The following is a 15102-nucleotide window of genomic DNA, read 5'->3' on the forward strand; positions in this document are numbered from 1 at the left end:
GGAGAGAGAAGAATCGTGGGGAAAGTAGGATATTTAGGACCAAAAGCAACATTTACACATGTAGCAGTTCAAGAAGTATTTTCAGAATATGAGCAGATTCCCTTTAAGACTATTCCATCTTGTATTGATGCGGTGTATAACGAAGAAGTAGAGTATGGAATCGTTCCGCTTGAAAATGCACTAGAAGGTTCCGTTAATTTAACACTTGATTATTTAATTCATGAGCATCGTCTTCCAGTAGTAGGCGAGATCATTTTACCGATTCGTCAGCATTTGATGGTTCATCCTGATCATGCAGACAAATGGGAAGAGGTCAAGGCTGTTTATTCACATCCTCATGCCATTGCGCAGTGCCATAAGTTTTTATACGGCAGCTTAGCTCATGTTCCTGTAGAAGAAATGACATCAACAGCATTTGCTGCAAAATATGTTAGCGAGAACCCTGGAGAAGTTGTTGGTGCGATTGCCAACGGGCTAGCTGCTAAGGAGTATGGGCTTCATATCGCACGCCCAAATATTCATGATTATGATCACAACACGACTCGATTCGTTGTACTTCATAAGGATAGAACTCGCGCAGTGCCATTTGAGCAAGAGAATGGTTACAAGACGACGTTAATGATTACATTACCATCGGATCAAGCAGGAGCACTACATCAAGTACTGTCTGCGTTTGCATGGCGTAAGCTAAACCTATCTAAAATTGAATCAAGGCCAATGAAGACAGGATTAGGAAACTACTTCTTTATTGTCGATATTGAACAGAAAATGGACGAGGTGCTCATCCCAAGCGCGATTGCTGAACTTGAAGCACTTGGATGTAAGGTAGCTGTTTTAGGAAGCTATCCACATACGCTACTCGACCAAAAAATCCCGCTATAAAACATAGCGGGTTTTTTTTATTCACTCTTTAATAGGTAGCCAGCTTGCTCAAGTGCATGACAGGCTGCATCAAGCTTCTGAACGGAGTCTGCTTCAAGCGTGTGAAGGTGGGTGCCTTCTGTTAATTGTGAAAGATAGGTTGCGTTGGTTTGATTAATCTTGTGTAAAAAAGCTTCTACATCTTTACGAGTTTGAACCATCATTGAAGCCGTAAGCTCTCCGTATACGGGGTGTTCAATGATTACATCTTTTACGCACACTCCGTGGTCTACGATGAGAAAAAGCTCTTTCTCTGTATCTTCAGGTGCGTGATGACAAGCAATAATTCGCTGCTGAGAGGATGCCTGGCCAGGAGACTGCATATAAATATAGCCTTGGCTTGTGGCTAAAATAGGTTCATTACGGGCTTTTAAGAGCGAGATATCCTGCACAATCACCTGTCTGCTTACCTTTGTTCTTTTTGATAGTTCACTGCCTGTCATCGGCTTCTGTTCATCTTTTAACCATTGTAAAATGAGTTCTCGTCGCTCTTCACCTAAAACTTTGCGTTGATTTTCTGACATGGTCTTACCGCTCCTTCATAATCTCTTTATGTAATAAATGAAGCACATTCATTAGTTCATCTAAATCTTTCGTAGTCGTATGCAAACTAAAGGAAATGCGAATGAAATTTTTGGCTTGCTCTGGACTTTTTCCAATAGCTAGTAGCGAACGAAGAGGGGCTTGTTTATGAACTGTACAAGCGCTGCCCGTTGCTACTGCGATATTGTGACGATTACATTGTAACATAACATACTGACCTTGTACGTTGCGGAACGTTAGTCCGATTATACCAGGAAAGTGAGCTGAGCTAGCTGCTTCCATCTCAACGAATCCCTGTAACTCCTTGATGCGTATAAGCAAGTATGACTTTAAGTGTTCGAAGTGATTGTAGGCTTGTTTTAACTGAGTATAAGCATGTTCAGCAGCCGTCGTAAACGCTGCAATTCCAGGGACGTTCACAGTTCCTCTATGGCTTTCTGTAAGGAAATGAGTTAGGGAAGCAGAAGCTTTAGAAGAACTTGGTTGAATGTAAACGAATCCGACGCCTTTTGGACCATATAGTTTATGGCTTGATACTGATAAGCTATCAATGTTTGCTTCTTTCACGTTAATCGGTAATTTTCCAAATGACTGCACACAGTCGCAGTGGAACCAAATGTCTCGTTTTTTTAACAGTTGTCCAATATCATAAACGGGCTGAATTGATCCTAGCTCGTGATTGACATGCTGAATGGCTACAAGAACTGTGTCGTCTTGAATGGCGTCTTGCAAAGCTTCTATCGACACAACGCCATCTTTTGTGACTGGTAGATAAGTAATAGTATACTCTACTTCTTGGAACGAAGAGAGAGCCTGTAAGACGGAGGAATGCTCTAACGAAGTCGTTATAATGTGTTTTCCTCTATGCTCTGTGTAATGGAGAAGCGAGCGGATAGCAAGTACGTTGGATTCCGTGCCTCCGCTTGTAAAGTAGATGGCTTGTTGCTCTCCATTAATAAGAGAAGCGAGCTGATGTCGACATAAAGAAAGCAAATCATCTGCTTGCGTACCAACCATATGTAAGCTGTTTGTATTTCCGTAATATGATGTGGCCGCTGTGTGATATGCTTGGATTGATTCCTTACTCATGGGCGTGGTTGAAGCATAGTCAAGGTAAATCATAGCTTTCCCTCTTTCGGTCAAAATAAAAAATATCTTGTCTTTTATTTAATAATATGTAAATATAAGTGTAAAGACACATGTAAAGTTAATTGTCTTGTTTTTTGTTTTTATAAATTAACAGAAGTGTAAGAGGTGAAGCATGCATAAGACGGACGTGTTGATTATTGGAAGTGGATTGGCAGCTTTAGCTACGGCTTCTGCTTTGTATCCATATAAGAAAGTTACGATTGTAACAAAAGGAAGCATAGAACAAAACAATTCTGTATTAGCGCAAGGTGGAATTGCAGCGGCGGTGGGAAACCATGATAGTTGGCAAGAACATGCTTATGATACGTTAGCAGCTGGTAGCAGTCACTGCAGCGAAGAGACCGTACATATATTAACTAAAGAAGGAATCAGCTGCGTATTCGACTTCATTGCTAACGGCATGGAGTTTGATCAATTCCAAAATGGCAGCCTGCATTTTGGTAGAGAAGGAGCTCATCGATTAAATCGAATTTTGCATGCAGGAGGAGACCAAACGGGTGCTTTATTATTTGCCTTTTTAAAGAAGCGCGTATTACCTCATGTTGAAATTATAGAGCATCAAATTGTTCATAAGCTAATTTGTGATGAACAAGGATGTATTGGAGCGATTGGAGAAGGACGAAAAGGGGAGATACAAGCGTATTTAGCAGAGCATGTTGTAGTGGCTACTGGTGGAATCGGCGGTTTGTATCAGTATACGTCCAATCATGCTTACGCCACTGGAGACGGCTTGATGCTTGCTTATGATGTGGGAGCAGAACTTGAAGATTTAGAATTTATTCAGTTTCACCCTACGCTCTTGCGAGAGGGGAATCATGCTGCTGGACTGGTATCAGAAGCGGTACGCGGTGAAGGAGGCGTGCTCGTAACTGAAGATGGAGAGCGCTTCATGAAAGGAATTCAGCCGTTTGAAGACCTATCGTCGCGAGATATTGTAGCAAGAGCAGTTTTTGGGCAAATACAAAAAGGAAAAGATGTCTTTTTAGATATTAGCGAAGTAGAAAAGTTTAACAAACGCTTTCCGACAATAAAAGCTCTTTGTCAAAAAGCAAATATTCACCTTTCCAAAAATCGAATACCTGTCATACCAGGTGTACATTTTTTAATGGGTGGAATCAAAGTTAACGAACACGGAGAAACGACCATTCCATCTCTTTATGCTGTAGGAGAAGCAGCCTGTACAGGCGTACATGGTGCAAACCGTCTAGCTAGTAACTCGTTGTTAGAGTGTATCGTATTCGGTAGACGAGTAGGGTGCCATATCCTATCAAAAGAAAGTCGGCGAGTCGTAGAGTATAAAACAAACTATCAGATTTCAAGAGTTGAGGAGTCTTTAATTATGCATCAAGCGGATATTCAAGCCGTTATGATGCAGCACGTAGGAATCATTCGAAACGGAGCTGGTCTCCGTCAAGCAATCAGCTGGTTTGATGAGGAGCTAGACTCGTTGGATTTTAGCTTTACAAGGTCATATCCCGAACAACAAAGGCGGCGAATTTTGATGCTCAGACTTGGAAAACTCATAGCTTCTGCAGCGATACATCGATGTGAAAGCAGAGGCGCACATTACAGGTCTGACTTTCCTCAAACTAGTCATCAGTGGGAGAAACAAAAAGTTACTCATGTTTTACGAGGCGTATTAGCGTAATTGGTAATGAATGATACAAAGAAAACGAGGGGAATTGTATGAACGCATTAAAGGTTAAAGCACTTCTTCATCAATTTTTTATTGAAGACGTTGGAGATCAGGATTTGACGAGTGAAGCCATTTTTTCACGTCACGAAACGGGAAGCGCTGAAATTGTCACTAAGCAAAGTGGAGTTTTTGTGGGTGATAGTATTATTACAGAAGGCTTTCAATTACTAAATCAACAAGCGAAAGTTCAGCTTTATATAAAAGATGGACAGTACGTTGAAGCTGGAGATATCATTGCAAAGGTTCACGGACCAATACAAGCAATTTTAACGGGAGAGCGCGTTATATTAAACCTTATCCAGCGCATGAGCGGAATCGCAACGATGACTTTTCAAGCGAGAAAAATAATGGAAGGGACGCATACACAAATTTGTGATACGCGTAAAACAACGCCTGGGCTTCGAGGGTTAGAAAAGTATGCTGTTCGAATGGGTGGAGGAGTTAATCATCGGTTTGGGTTGTACGACGGAGTCATGTTAAAAGATAATCATATTGCGTATGCAGGTTCTATTAAAAACGCTGTTTTAAAAGTGAAAGAATATATTGGACCCATGGTAAAGGTAGAAGTGGAGATAGAGACCCTGGAACAGCTAAAAGAAGCGGTTGAAGCAGACGTAGATATTATTATGTTTGATAACTGCGACCCACAAACGATTAAGAAATGGATTTCTCAGGTACCAAACCACATTACGACAGAAGCTTCTGGTGGAATGAATTTGAATAATATAGCTTTATATAAAGACACGGGTGTTGACTACATCTCCTTAGGAGCATTAACACACTCTGTGCAGTCACTTGATATTAGCTTAAACGTGGAGGAAATGAACCATGAACTTGTTTGAAACGTTAAAGACTAAGACATTACCCTTTGAGTATTCAATGATGTCGGATGAAGAGATGAAGAGAAGAATTAGAATCATTAAGCAAAAGCTTGGCGATCAGCTTTACATATTAGGACATCATTATCAAAAGGATGAAGTTTACAAGTTCGCGGATGCGGTAGGAGATTCCTTGCAGCTATCTCAAATGGCGGCAGCAAATAAAAAAGCTGCTTATATCGTATTTTGTGGTGTTCATTTTATGGCAGAAACGGCGGATATTTTAACAACGAGTAATCAACGAGTTGTGTTACCTGATATGCGAGCAGGGTGTTCTATGGCCGATATGGCTAACATTGAACAAACAGAAAAAGCATGGCCGATTTTGCAATCTTTGTTTGGAGACACAATTATACCGCTTACGTATGTTAATTCCACCGCGGAAATCAAGGCGTTTGTCGGCAAACATCATGGAGCAACCGTGACGTCATCAAACGCAAAAGAAGTGGTTCAGTGGGCGTTTTCTAAAAAACAGCGTATTTTATTTTTACCAGATCAGCATTTAGGAAGAAATACAGCTTATGAATTAGGAGTGCCTCTTTCTGAAATGGCTATTTGGGATCCCATTGAAAATGAGCTCGTTTTTGATGGTGATATAGAAGATGTGAAGATTATCCTGTGGAAGGGACACTGCTCCGTTCATGAAAATTTCACGTTAAAAAACATTGAGCATGTACGTAAAGAACACCCGAACATGAACATCATTGTGCATCCAGAGTGTACGCATGACGTAGTGCAGCACTCTGATTACGCTGGCTCAACAAAGTACATCATGGAGACGATTGAACAAGCACCATCAGGTTCAGAGTGGGCAATTGGAACAGAAATGAACTTGGTTAACCGCTTGATTCATGCTCATGATGATAAGAAGGTTATTTCACTTAATCCGTATATGTGTCCTTGTTTAACAATGAATCGTATTGATCTTCCTCATTTGCTTTGGTCTTTAGAAATGATTGATAAGGGCACGCCCATCAATGAAATTAAAGTGGAGTCTGAAGTAGCAGAACTGGCTCAAAAAGCACTCAACAATATGCTTGCAATGGTTTAAAGATGTCGGACTAAATGAAAAGTGAAAAACAAGCATAAAAGAGATCCTCTCACATACATTTGTGGTGATGGATCTTTTTTTTATAAAAAAATCCAAACTTTTAAGCATCAAGAATAAAATACTTGTTCAAGGCATATGTTGTGATGAACAAACAGAACTTGCTTTGATTCCGCACATATAGATGAAATATACTCGACTCGGGAGGGGAATGACGTTGAAAATCCATATTGTCCAAAAAGGGGATACCCTTTGGAAAATTGCCCAAAAATATGGCGCAAACTTTGAAGAACTTAAAAAGATGAACTCACAATTAAGCAATCCAGACATGATTATGCCTGGAATGAAAATTAAAGTGCCAACTGGCGGAGTACCTGTTGCAAATGAAGGGAACTCATTAGGGATTAAAGAAATGCCTAAAGTCCAGCATCCATATAGCGACCAATCAACGAAAGCTTATCCGGTAACAGAAATAGATAGTGAACAATCACCAATTCCGAGCATGCAGCCAGTGAAAAAAGAGATGCCAATTGCTCAGCCGCCGAAGAAAGAAGCACCAGTAGCGCCAGTAGCGCCGAAGAAAGAAGCACCAAAGAAGGAAATGCCAAAAAAAGAGGCACCAAAGAAAGAAGCGCCTAAAACGGAAATGCCTAAGATGCCTAAGATGCCAAAGCTTCCAAAGATTCAGCCAATCGCTCCTGAAATTGACATTAACAATTACTATACGTTAAACATGGCGATGCAACAGCCGAAAAAAGAAGAGCCAAAAGTAGAAGCTGTTGTAGAGTCACCTGAAAGTCCAGAGATGGAGAGTGTAGAAGCACCGGTGCAACAGCCATGCTATCCAATTGTACCAATCTCTCCAGTAATGCCTGGATGTGGATTTCATTATATGCCGTGTTATCCACCGCCAATGCCACCAGCATATCCTGTGTATCCACATCAATGGCAGATGCCACAGGTACAAGGAGCAATGGAAGAAATGGAGTCCATGGAAAATAACCAAATGGTAGCTGGTCAAATGCAACATCCAAATGCGCCAATGCATGCTGTGAATGCACCATTTTACCCAATGATGAATCCGTATATGCCATGTGGTCCGGTTCAATGCTCGCCTTGTCCACCACCTTGGGGATACCAGCAACCTGCGTATCCAATGTATCCGTCGATGCCACAGGTACAAGGTGAAATGATGGAATCTCCAGAGATGGAAAACAATAGCGTAATGGGTATGCAGATGCCATACCAGCAACCGCAAGAAGACTGCGGATGTGGATCTCCTCAGCCCATGCCATATGGACACCAGCAGATGCCGTATGGATACCAACAGATGCCATATGGGTACCAAGATCAGCGCTTGGCACCGTACCCAGCCCCGTATGGACCCCCATTTGGTATGATAGGGGCACCGCCATATCCAGCGGTTGATCCGGATTTATTTAATATACCCGATTATGAAGAAGATGAAGATTAATAACGGCAGAGGCGATGACTCTATACATCGCCTCTTTTTTTGTTTGGTAGAAAAAGGAATTCTTGTGAAGCAATACTATATAAAAAAGCCACACGTACTTTATGTAAACACGAATCAAGGGATGAAAATAATAAAGAAGTATCGGTATGAAAACACTATTAATCGTAATTTTCAGTTCATTCAAGCACTCAAACAGCACGGGTTTAACGCTACCATTAATTTTGAACCTTTTTCAGATGGAGAGGTTGTGATCAAAACCAGAGGAGAAGTTTGGGGAATTATGCCTTATCTCCAAACAAAGTCACCGGTTTCATATGAACAATCCCATCACCGAAAGCGAGTCATTGAGCTACTACATTCTTATCATGAAACCGCAGCATTTGCTTGGTATGATGTGAAAGACATATTTCCAATGTATGAACTTACTCACGTGTGGCAAAAGCGACTTGCTAGTTTTATTCATCATAACAAGCTTATTGAGTCCATCATTGGAAAAAGAACGTATAAAGTTATTGAAGAGTTATGTCAAAACAGTTTAGTAACCATGCATAAATACGAACATGAAGGGCAGAAGCATCAACACACAATAATCCATGGTGACACGGCTTCTCATAATTTTTTAAGGGGAGTTAATAACGATTATTATTTAATTGATTTTGATTGTGCAGCTCAATCCACATTTTTTACGGATTATATTCAACTAGCTCAACGCTTTTTATTACAGGAAGACTTTTCTATTGAAAAGCTGCTAAAGGAAGAGGGGATGAGCAATCTTTTTCATTTACCGTATTTTGCTGCGGCTCTGCGCTTTCCAGCTATGCTTTTGCTGCCTTGGTACATTCGTTTAACCAGCATATCACCTTCATATAAAGAGCTTATTCAGCTAAAACAATGGACTGAAAAGCAAGCTATAAAAGCAGAATTAACAAATAGGGAGATATTGCGTATATTCCCCAATATCTAAAGAGTTTACCGCTAACTGACAGCATAAATTTTGCTCAACTTTAAGACCCTAATGGTGAGTCCGCTATAAGGTGGCTCATTTAAAGGGGGGGGTTCGATTGAACAAGTATATCATTTCATCATTAGCAGCTGGCTTTATGTTTGGCTTAACGGCTTGTACAAGTGACCAAGGAATGGAACAGCGTTATAACGATAACACTGAGCCTGTTGGTTACTATACAAGTGAAAACGAAAATGAGCATCGTCTTGACCAAGTAAAAGGCCCTGTAACGGATATGTTAGACGGCGACGACGAAAATAACAACAATAGACGAACTGCTCCGTTAAACGTAACGGATGGGCGTTATGATAGCCCAACTAATTCTTATCAAAACCCATCTACAAATAAAAATGGTTTTTATAGCAATGCTAACATCGGTGGTAGTGATAGGAATTATCACGGTCATCTCAATGGTAGAAACAATCTTACGCAAACGAATACAAATGCTTACCCAGCAGACTTGACTGAGAAAGTAGCAGACAAAGCAGCTGGTGTAAACGGTGTGAAAGGCTGTAGAGTAGTAGTTGATGATAACCGCATGTTGGTAGTTGTTGATCCAGCTAACAGCAACGTGAACGAAGAAGAGCTTAAAAAAGCTGTGCAAAAAGAAGTAAAGCCTTTAGCGAAAAAATATAATCTTCAAGTTGAGGTAGATAATGGAATGTTCAATAGCGTTCGTAATATTGATAATGACATTCGTAACGGTGTAGATAACGGAATTATTCGTACAAATATCAACAGCTTGTATGAATCCATTGATGAAAATGTTAATCGTAAAGACCGCTAAGTAAAAAAGAGCTGGGACATCAGTATTCCAGTCAACGAGATATCCGAATGATTGCGAGCTAACTTGCAATCATTCGGATGTTTTTTGTTTTGAAAACCTAACTATTGTAGAAGAGTCATGATTCGTTTTTGAGAAGGACTCATTTAGCTTTGTCCCAGCTTCTTTTTGTATATTTAAGAAAATGGATAAAAAAAGAAAGAAAGGAAAAGATATAAATAGCAATTCTTCTTTCAGTCATCTTTATGAAGTGACAAATTACATGTGTGAGGTGATGATGGATGAAACGAACCATTCATCAAATAATCATTGTATGTACTATCAGCAGCTTTTTAGTAAGCTTAGCTGGAGTAGTAGAAGCTGAACGCCCAATGACTATTTTTTTAGAGCGTACGTATGTAGATGGAGTTATTAGTCAAGAGGTCTTGAATTCCCCGTACATGACAAAAGAAGAAGTACTAAGCGCGTATCCTATGTGGAGAGTGATTAAAGCATCAGACGAAGAGGTTGTACTTAGAAAGGCGGTTGACGACATTTCGCCAATGCTTAAAGAAAACGGCTACGTTGGCTTATCAGTTAACGGAGTATTATCTACGTTTGAAGGGAAGCCGGTAAATTCCACAAATATTATTCAATCTTTCTTTCAGATTGATGTAGAAAAATTAGAGAGCTATCAAGAAGAGCTGCTGAAAGATGGGATTCGTGTTCAAACGAAAGATGATTACGTATCCTTGATGGATTTTTATAAAATGTACGAGCTTAATTCGCGGCCTACTTCTAGTAAGTAGCCGCTTTTTGTCGCGTTCTAATCCACAGTAAGGACTCGAAAGCAGATTTCTTTTTATTTCTATGTCAAATTCCTTCTATTCACTTTTAGGGTTGTGTTAAAATAATAGTCAGCGCTAAATGTTCGACAGAGTATGCAAAAGCAATTGTGAAATTAAAATTGTTACGGCTTCTTAGTTGGAAGATAGATGAATGAACTGGGCAGTGTTCTCTACTTGATGATAACAAGGAGGGTAGACTGCCTTCGTTCATGTGAGAGGGAGAGAGTTAGTTGATTGATTATATCAGAGGTGTGATTACATATATTAATCCAGAATACGTTGTCATTGAAAACCAAGGAATGGGCTATCAGGTATTTACACCAAACCCTTATGTGTTTTCAGTTGATAATGAAGAGAGAGTTATTTATACGTATCAGTATGTCCGTGAAGATATCTTAGCACTGTACGGCTTTAATTCTCGCGAACAAAAAGAACTATTCATGAAATTAATTAGCGTCTCAGGCATTGGTCCAAAAGGTGCGCTGGCGATTCTAGCATCAGGTAACCCTTCTCAGGTGGTGCAGGCCATTGAAGAAGAAAATGAAAAGTTTTTGGTGAAGTTTCCAGGAGTAGGAAAAAAAACAGCTCGTCAAATGATTTTGGACTTGAAAGGCAAGCTTCATGATATCGTACCGGATGCAGTGCCATCACTATTTGCTGATATGGACGAACAAGAAGTTAAATCACAAAGCTCAGAAGCTTTAGATGAGGCTATCGAGGCATTAAAAGTACTTGGATATGCAGAGCGAGAGATTAATAAGGTAGTTCCAGCCTTAATGCAACAGTCGATGACGACAGATCAATATATTAAGGAAGCGTTGAAGCGTTTGCTTAAGTAACGAATGAAGGAGGAATATGATGGACGATCGTATTGTGACAGGCGATGCACTTAGCGAAGAAGAAGTGCTAGAGCAAAGTCTTAGACCTCAATTTCTACAACAGTATATTGGTCAGCATAAAGTAAAAAGCCACTTAGATATCTTTATTAAAGCTGCTAAAATGCGAAGCGAAACGTTGGATCATGTTTTACTATATGGACCTCCTGGCTTAGGGAAAACAACGTTGGCGACCATTATTGCAAATGAGATGGGCGTGCAAATTCGCACTACTTCCGGACCTGCCATTGAGCGTCCTGGAGATTTAGCGGCTGTACTAACAAGCTTAGAACCGGGCGATGTGTTGTTTATTGATGAAATTCATCGTCTTAATCGATCGGTTGAAGAGGTCCTTTACCCTGCAATGGAGGATTTCTGTCTAGATATTGTGATTGGAAAAGGCCCAAGCGCTCGCTCCGTGCGTTTAGATTTACCACCCTTTACGCTTGTGGGGGCGACAACAAGAGCTGGTTTGCTCTCATCACCACTGCGAGATCGTTTCGGGGTTTTAAGCCGCTTGGAATATTACCAAGAAGAAGACTTAGCGTCTATTGTAGAGCGTACTGCTTCTATTTTAAATGTAGGCATCGATACGCAAGCTACGCATGAAATTGCCAGGCGAGCTCGTGGGACCCCGAGGATTGCCAACCGGCTTTTAAGACGCGTTCGCGATTTTGCGCAGGTAAAAGGTGATGGTGAGATTACTGTTCAGCTTGCTACAGAAGCTTTAGAGATGCTGCAAGTCGACCGTTTAGGTTTGGATCATATTGACCATAAATTATTAAGAGGGATTATTGAAAAATTCCGTGGAGGTCCAGTTGGCTTAGATACAATTTCGGCTACCATTGGTGAAGAATCACATACAATTGAAGATGTATATGAGCCGTACTTACTTCAGATTGGCTTTCTGCAAAGAACGCCTAGAGGGCGGATTGTGACGCGGCTTGTGTATGATCATTTTCAAATGGAGGTGCCAGAGAAGTGAACGAACTCCCTAAATTCGTAATGATTGTGGGTGGTATTTTACTATTGGTCGGTTTTTTGCTACAATTTATCGGCAAACTTCCTGGTGATATTTTAATTAAAAAAGGAAATACAACCTTTTATTTTCCAATCGTTACGTCGATTGTTATTAGCATTTTATTATCGCTTATTTTCTTTTTTATTGGTCGATTTAAATAATTATTTTAGTAGGAACAGGTGAATGAAATGAAAGTAGATTTATTTGATTTCCATTTACCGGAGGAATTGATTGCGCAAACGCCGCTTGAAAAGCGTGATGCATCAAGACTCATGGTAGTAAACAAAGAAACAGGTGAGGTACGTCATCATATGTTTCAAGACCTTCTTGACTATTTACAAGAAGGTGATTGTCTTGTATTAAACGATACGCGTGTTTTACCAGCTCGTTTATTTGGAACAAAAGAAGATACGGGCGCTAATATTGAAGTCCTTCTTTTAAAACAAACGGAAGGTGACATGTGGGAAACGCTTGTGAAGCCCGCTAAGCGAGTTAAAGAAGGAACGGTTATTTCATTTGGAGATGGTCGCTTAACGGCTGTTTGTAAAGGTGTGAGTGATCAGGGGGGAAGGCTGCTGGAATTTAAGTATGACGGAATCTTTTATGAAGTATTAGAACAGCTTGGTGAAATGCCGCTGCCACCTTATATCAAAGAACGCCTTGATGACCGCGAACGCTATCAAACTGTGTTTGCACGTGAACAAGGTTCAGCTGCAGCACCAACGGCAGGACTTCACTTCACGGAAGAGATGTTGGAAGAAATTAAAGCGAAAGGTGTGCATATTGCTTTCTTAACACTGCACGTTGGCCTAGGAACCTTCAGACCCGTAAGCGTAGATGATCTGGAAGAGCATGATATGCACGCTGAATACTATCAAGTGAGCGAAGAGACAGCTTCGTTGTTGAATTCAGTGCGTGAACAAGGTGGACGAATTATCTCTGTTGGTACCACGTCTACGCGAACGCTTGAAACAATCGCAACTGAACACGACGGTGTGTTTAAAGCTTCATCGGGCTGGACGAGCATCTTTATTTTCCCTGGATATGAATTTAAAGCAATTGATGGTATGATTACAAACTTCCATTTGCCGAAGTCAACGCTTATTATGCTTGTTAGCGCGTTAGCTGGACGTGAGCATATCATCGGCGCATATGAAACAGCGGTAAAAGAAAAGTATCGATTCTTTAGCTTTGGCGATGCCATGCTAATCTTGTAATTTAACATGAAAGGAATACACTAATGACAGCTATTCGTTATGAACATATTAAAACATGTAAGCAAACCGGAGCACGCCTTGGCATTGTGCATACTCCACACGGATCTTTTGAAACGCCGATCTTTATGCCAGTTGGTACGCTTGCTACAGTAAAAACAATGTCTCCTGAAGACTTAAAAGCAATGGGAGCAGGAATTATTTTAAGCAACACGTATCATCTATGGCTACGTCCAGGTCACGAAATTGTAAAAAAAGCTGGCGGACTTCATAAATTCATGAACTGGGACCGTCCAATTTTAACGGATTCAGGTGGTTTCCAAGTGTTTAGTCTAAGCGATCTTCGACGTATTGAAGAAGAAGGCGTGCATTTCCGCAATCACTTAAATGGTGACAAGTTATTCCTATCACCTGAAGGAGCAATGGAGATTCAAAACGCACTTGGTTCGGATATCATGATGGCATTTGATGAGTGTCCACCATATCCAGCTGAATATGATTATTTAAAGCGTTCAGTAGAGCGTACAAGCCGTTGGGCTGAGCGCTGTTTAGAAGCTCACAGTCGTCCGCAAGACCAAGGATTATTTGGGATTGTACAAGGAGGAGAATTTGAAGATTTACGTCGTCAGAGTGCTTCTGACTTGGTTTCTATGGACTTCCCGGGTTATGCTGTAGGAGGACTATCTGTTGGAGAACCAAAAGACGTTATGAATCGCGTGCTTGAGTTTACAACACCTTATCTGCCTGCGGATAAACCTCGTTACTTAATGGGCGTAGGTTCACCAGATTCATTGATTGATGGAGCAATCCGTGGAATTGATATGTTTGACTGCGTGCTACCAACGCGTATTGCACGTAACGGTACATTAATGACAAGCGAAGGGCGCTTAGTTGTTAAAAATGCAAAATATGCAGAAGACTTTGGGCCAATCGATCCAAACTGTGATTGCTATACGTGTAAAAATTATTCAAGAGCGTATATTCGCCACTTAATTCGTTCTAATGAAACGTTTGGAATTCGATTAACATCTTACCATAACTTATATTTTCTGCTAAACTTAATGGAGCAAGTCCGTGAAGCTATTCGCGAAGATCGATTAGGTGACTTCCGTGATGAATTCTTTGATAAATATGGATTTAACGGACCAAATGCAAAAAATTTCTAGGTCATTACAGGGGTTTTTCATCAACATATGAATAAGTACCTGTTGATAAATTGATTAAAGGAGGAGATCTTGTGGAAATTTTCCAAGCAATATGGCCATTACTTTTAATGTTCGCCATCTTTTATTTCTTATTAATTCGTCCACAGCAAAAGCGTCAAAAAGCTGTACAGCAAATGCAGTCTGAACTGAAGAAAGGTGACAAAGTCATCACAATCGGTGGAATGCACGCTTTAGTTGAAGCAATTGATGAAGGAACAGTTATTGTGAAAACAACAGACGGTTCTAAAATGGTATTTGACCGCGCTGCAATTCGTGAAATCCGTAGCGAAGCATAATTATAGAAAGAGACTGAGACATAAGTAGTTCAGTCCTTACTATACCTGAACGATTAAGAGTTTCTCACTTTTAATCGTTCAGGTTTTTTTGTTAATTGTGAAAACAATGTTGGAAACAGGGTGGAATGGAGCGTAGGACACTCGACTCCTGCGGGAAAGAGAGGGAAA

Annotated in this window: 16 protein-coding genes; 14 read left to right on the forward strand and 2 right to left on the reverse strand. The window is 40.5% G+C overall.

Annotated elements, in window-relative coordinates; genetic code table 11:
- The first annotated feature begins 12 nt into the window (after positions 1 to 12).
- Entirely contained in the window at positions 13 to 882 is an 870-nt protein-coding gene (gene pheA, locus AS180_RS07475) for a prephenate dehydratase (protein ID WP_061785224.1), read from the forward strand.
- 17 nt (positions 883 to 899) lie between these two features.
- Here the strand turns inward: pheA and AS180_RS07480 are convergent, their stop codons facing one another.
- Together AS180_RS07480 and AS180_RS07485 are read right to left on the reverse strand one after the other, a co-directional pair.
- Positions 900 to 1445 (reverse strand): transcription repressor NadR, encoded by a 546-nt coding sequence (locus tag AS180_RS07480; RefSeq protein ID WP_061785225.1) that lies wholly within the window; start codon positions 1443 to 1445, stop codon positions 900 to 902.
- Positions 1446 to 1449: 4 nt separating this feature from the next.
- Positions 1450 to 2586, reverse strand: a complete 1137-nt coding sequence (locus AS180_RS07485) for an IscS subfamily cysteine desulfurase (protein WP_025908518.1) — start codon at positions 2584 to 2586, stop codon at positions 1450 to 1452.
- Between the two features lie 139 nt (positions 2587 to 2725).
- On the opposite strand from AS180_RS07485, the gene nadB reads away from it, so the two are divergent.
- The 13 genes from nadB (at position 2726) to yajC (ending at position 14934) form a co-directional block, all read left to right on the forward strand.
- Positions 2726 to 4261 carry an L-aspartate oxidase gene (nadB, locus tag AS180_RS07490; RefSeq protein WP_062686620.1) on the forward strand — a complete coding sequence of 512 codons (1536 nt, stop codon included), beginning with the start codon at positions 2726 to 2728 and terminating at the stop codon, positions 4259 to 4261.
- 38 nt (positions 4262 to 4299) lie between these two features.
- Entirely contained in the window at positions 4300 to 5151 is an 852-nt protein-coding gene (nadC, locus tag AS180_RS07495) for a carboxylating nicotinate-nucleotide diphosphorylase (protein WP_025908516.1), read from the forward strand.
- The gene (gene nadA, locus AS180_RS07500; RefSeq protein WP_062686621.1) at positions 5138 to 6238 is read left to right on the forward strand and encodes a quinolinate synthase NadA; all 1101 of its coding nucleotides are present in this window, start codon (positions 5138 to 5140) and stop codon (positions 6236 to 6238) included. Before nadC ends, nadA begins: the two co-directional genes overlap by 14 nt.
- A gap of 208 nt (positions 6239 to 6446) precedes the next feature.
- A complete protein-coding gene (gene safA, locus AS180_RS07505; protein ID WP_062686622.1) occupies positions 6447 to 7709 on the forward strand; it encodes a SafA/ExsA family spore coat assembly protein in 1263 nt (420 codons plus the stop codon).
- On the forward strand, positions 7690 to 8673 hold the full coding sequence (locus AS180_RS07510) for a phosphotransferase (protein ID WP_138116597.1): 984 nt from the start codon (positions 7690 to 7692) through the stop codon (positions 8671 to 8673). The genes safA and AS180_RS07510 overlap by 20 nt, the downstream gene beginning before the upstream one ends.
- A 97-nt stretch (positions 8674 to 8770) precedes the next feature.
- Positions 8771 to 9499 (forward strand): YhcN/YlaJ family sporulation lipoprotein, encoded by a 729-nt coding sequence (locus AS180_RS07515; protein WP_062686623.1) that lies wholly within the window; start codon positions 8771 to 8773, stop codon positions 9497 to 9499.
- Between the two features lie 278 nt (positions 9500 to 9777).
- Positions 9778 to 10284, forward strand: a complete 507-nt coding sequence (locus AS180_RS07520; protein WP_025908511.1) for a BofC C-terminal domain-containing protein — start codon at positions 9778 to 9780, stop codon at positions 10282 to 10284.
- Positions 10285 to 10553: 269 nt separating this feature from the next.
- Positions 10554 to 11162, forward strand: a complete 609-nt coding sequence (gene ruvA, locus AS180_RS07525) for a Holliday junction branch migration protein RuvA (protein WP_025908510.1) — start codon at positions 10554 to 10556, stop codon at positions 11160 to 11162.
- Between the two features lie 19 nt (positions 11163 to 11181).
- Positions 11182 to 12183, forward strand: coding sequence for a Holliday junction branch migration DNA helicase RuvB (gene ruvB, locus AS180_RS07530; protein ID WP_025908509.1), 1002 nt, complete (start codon positions 11182 to 11184; stop codon positions 12181 to 12183).
- Positions 12180 to 12380 (forward strand): DUF2905 domain-containing protein, encoded by a 201-nt coding sequence (locus AS180_RS07535; RefSeq protein ID WP_025908508.1) that lies wholly within the window; start codon positions 12180 to 12182, stop codon positions 12378 to 12380. The genes ruvB and AS180_RS07535 overlap by 4 nt, the downstream gene beginning before the upstream one ends.
- A gap of 27 nt (positions 12381 to 12407) precedes the next feature.
- The gene (queA, locus tag AS180_RS07540) at positions 12408 to 13436 is read left to right on the forward strand and encodes a tRNA preQ1(34) S-adenosylmethionine ribosyltransferase-isomerase QueA (protein ID WP_025908507.1); all 1029 of its coding nucleotides are present in this window, start codon (positions 12408 to 12410) and stop codon (positions 13434 to 13436) included.
- Between the two features lie 23 nt (positions 13437 to 13459).
- Entirely contained in the window at positions 13460 to 14599 is a 1140-nt protein-coding gene (gene tgt / locus AS180_RS07545; protein ID WP_025908506.1) for a tRNA guanosine(34) transglycosylase Tgt, read from the forward strand.
- Positions 14600 to 14670: 71 nt separating this feature from the next.
- Complete coding sequence (yajC, locus tag AS180_RS07550; RefSeq protein ID WP_025908505.1) at positions 14671 to 14934, forward strand: preprotein translocase subunit YajC; 264 nt, start codon at positions 14671 to 14673, stop codon at positions 14932 to 14934.
- The last annotated feature ends 168 nt before the right edge of the window (positions 14935 to 15102 follow it).

The sequence above is a fragment of the Priestia veravalensis genome (assembly GCF_001457055.1).
In the GTDB taxonomy this organism is placed as follows: domain Bacteria; phylum Bacillota; class Bacilli; order Bacillales; family Bacillaceae_H; genus Priestia; species Priestia flexa.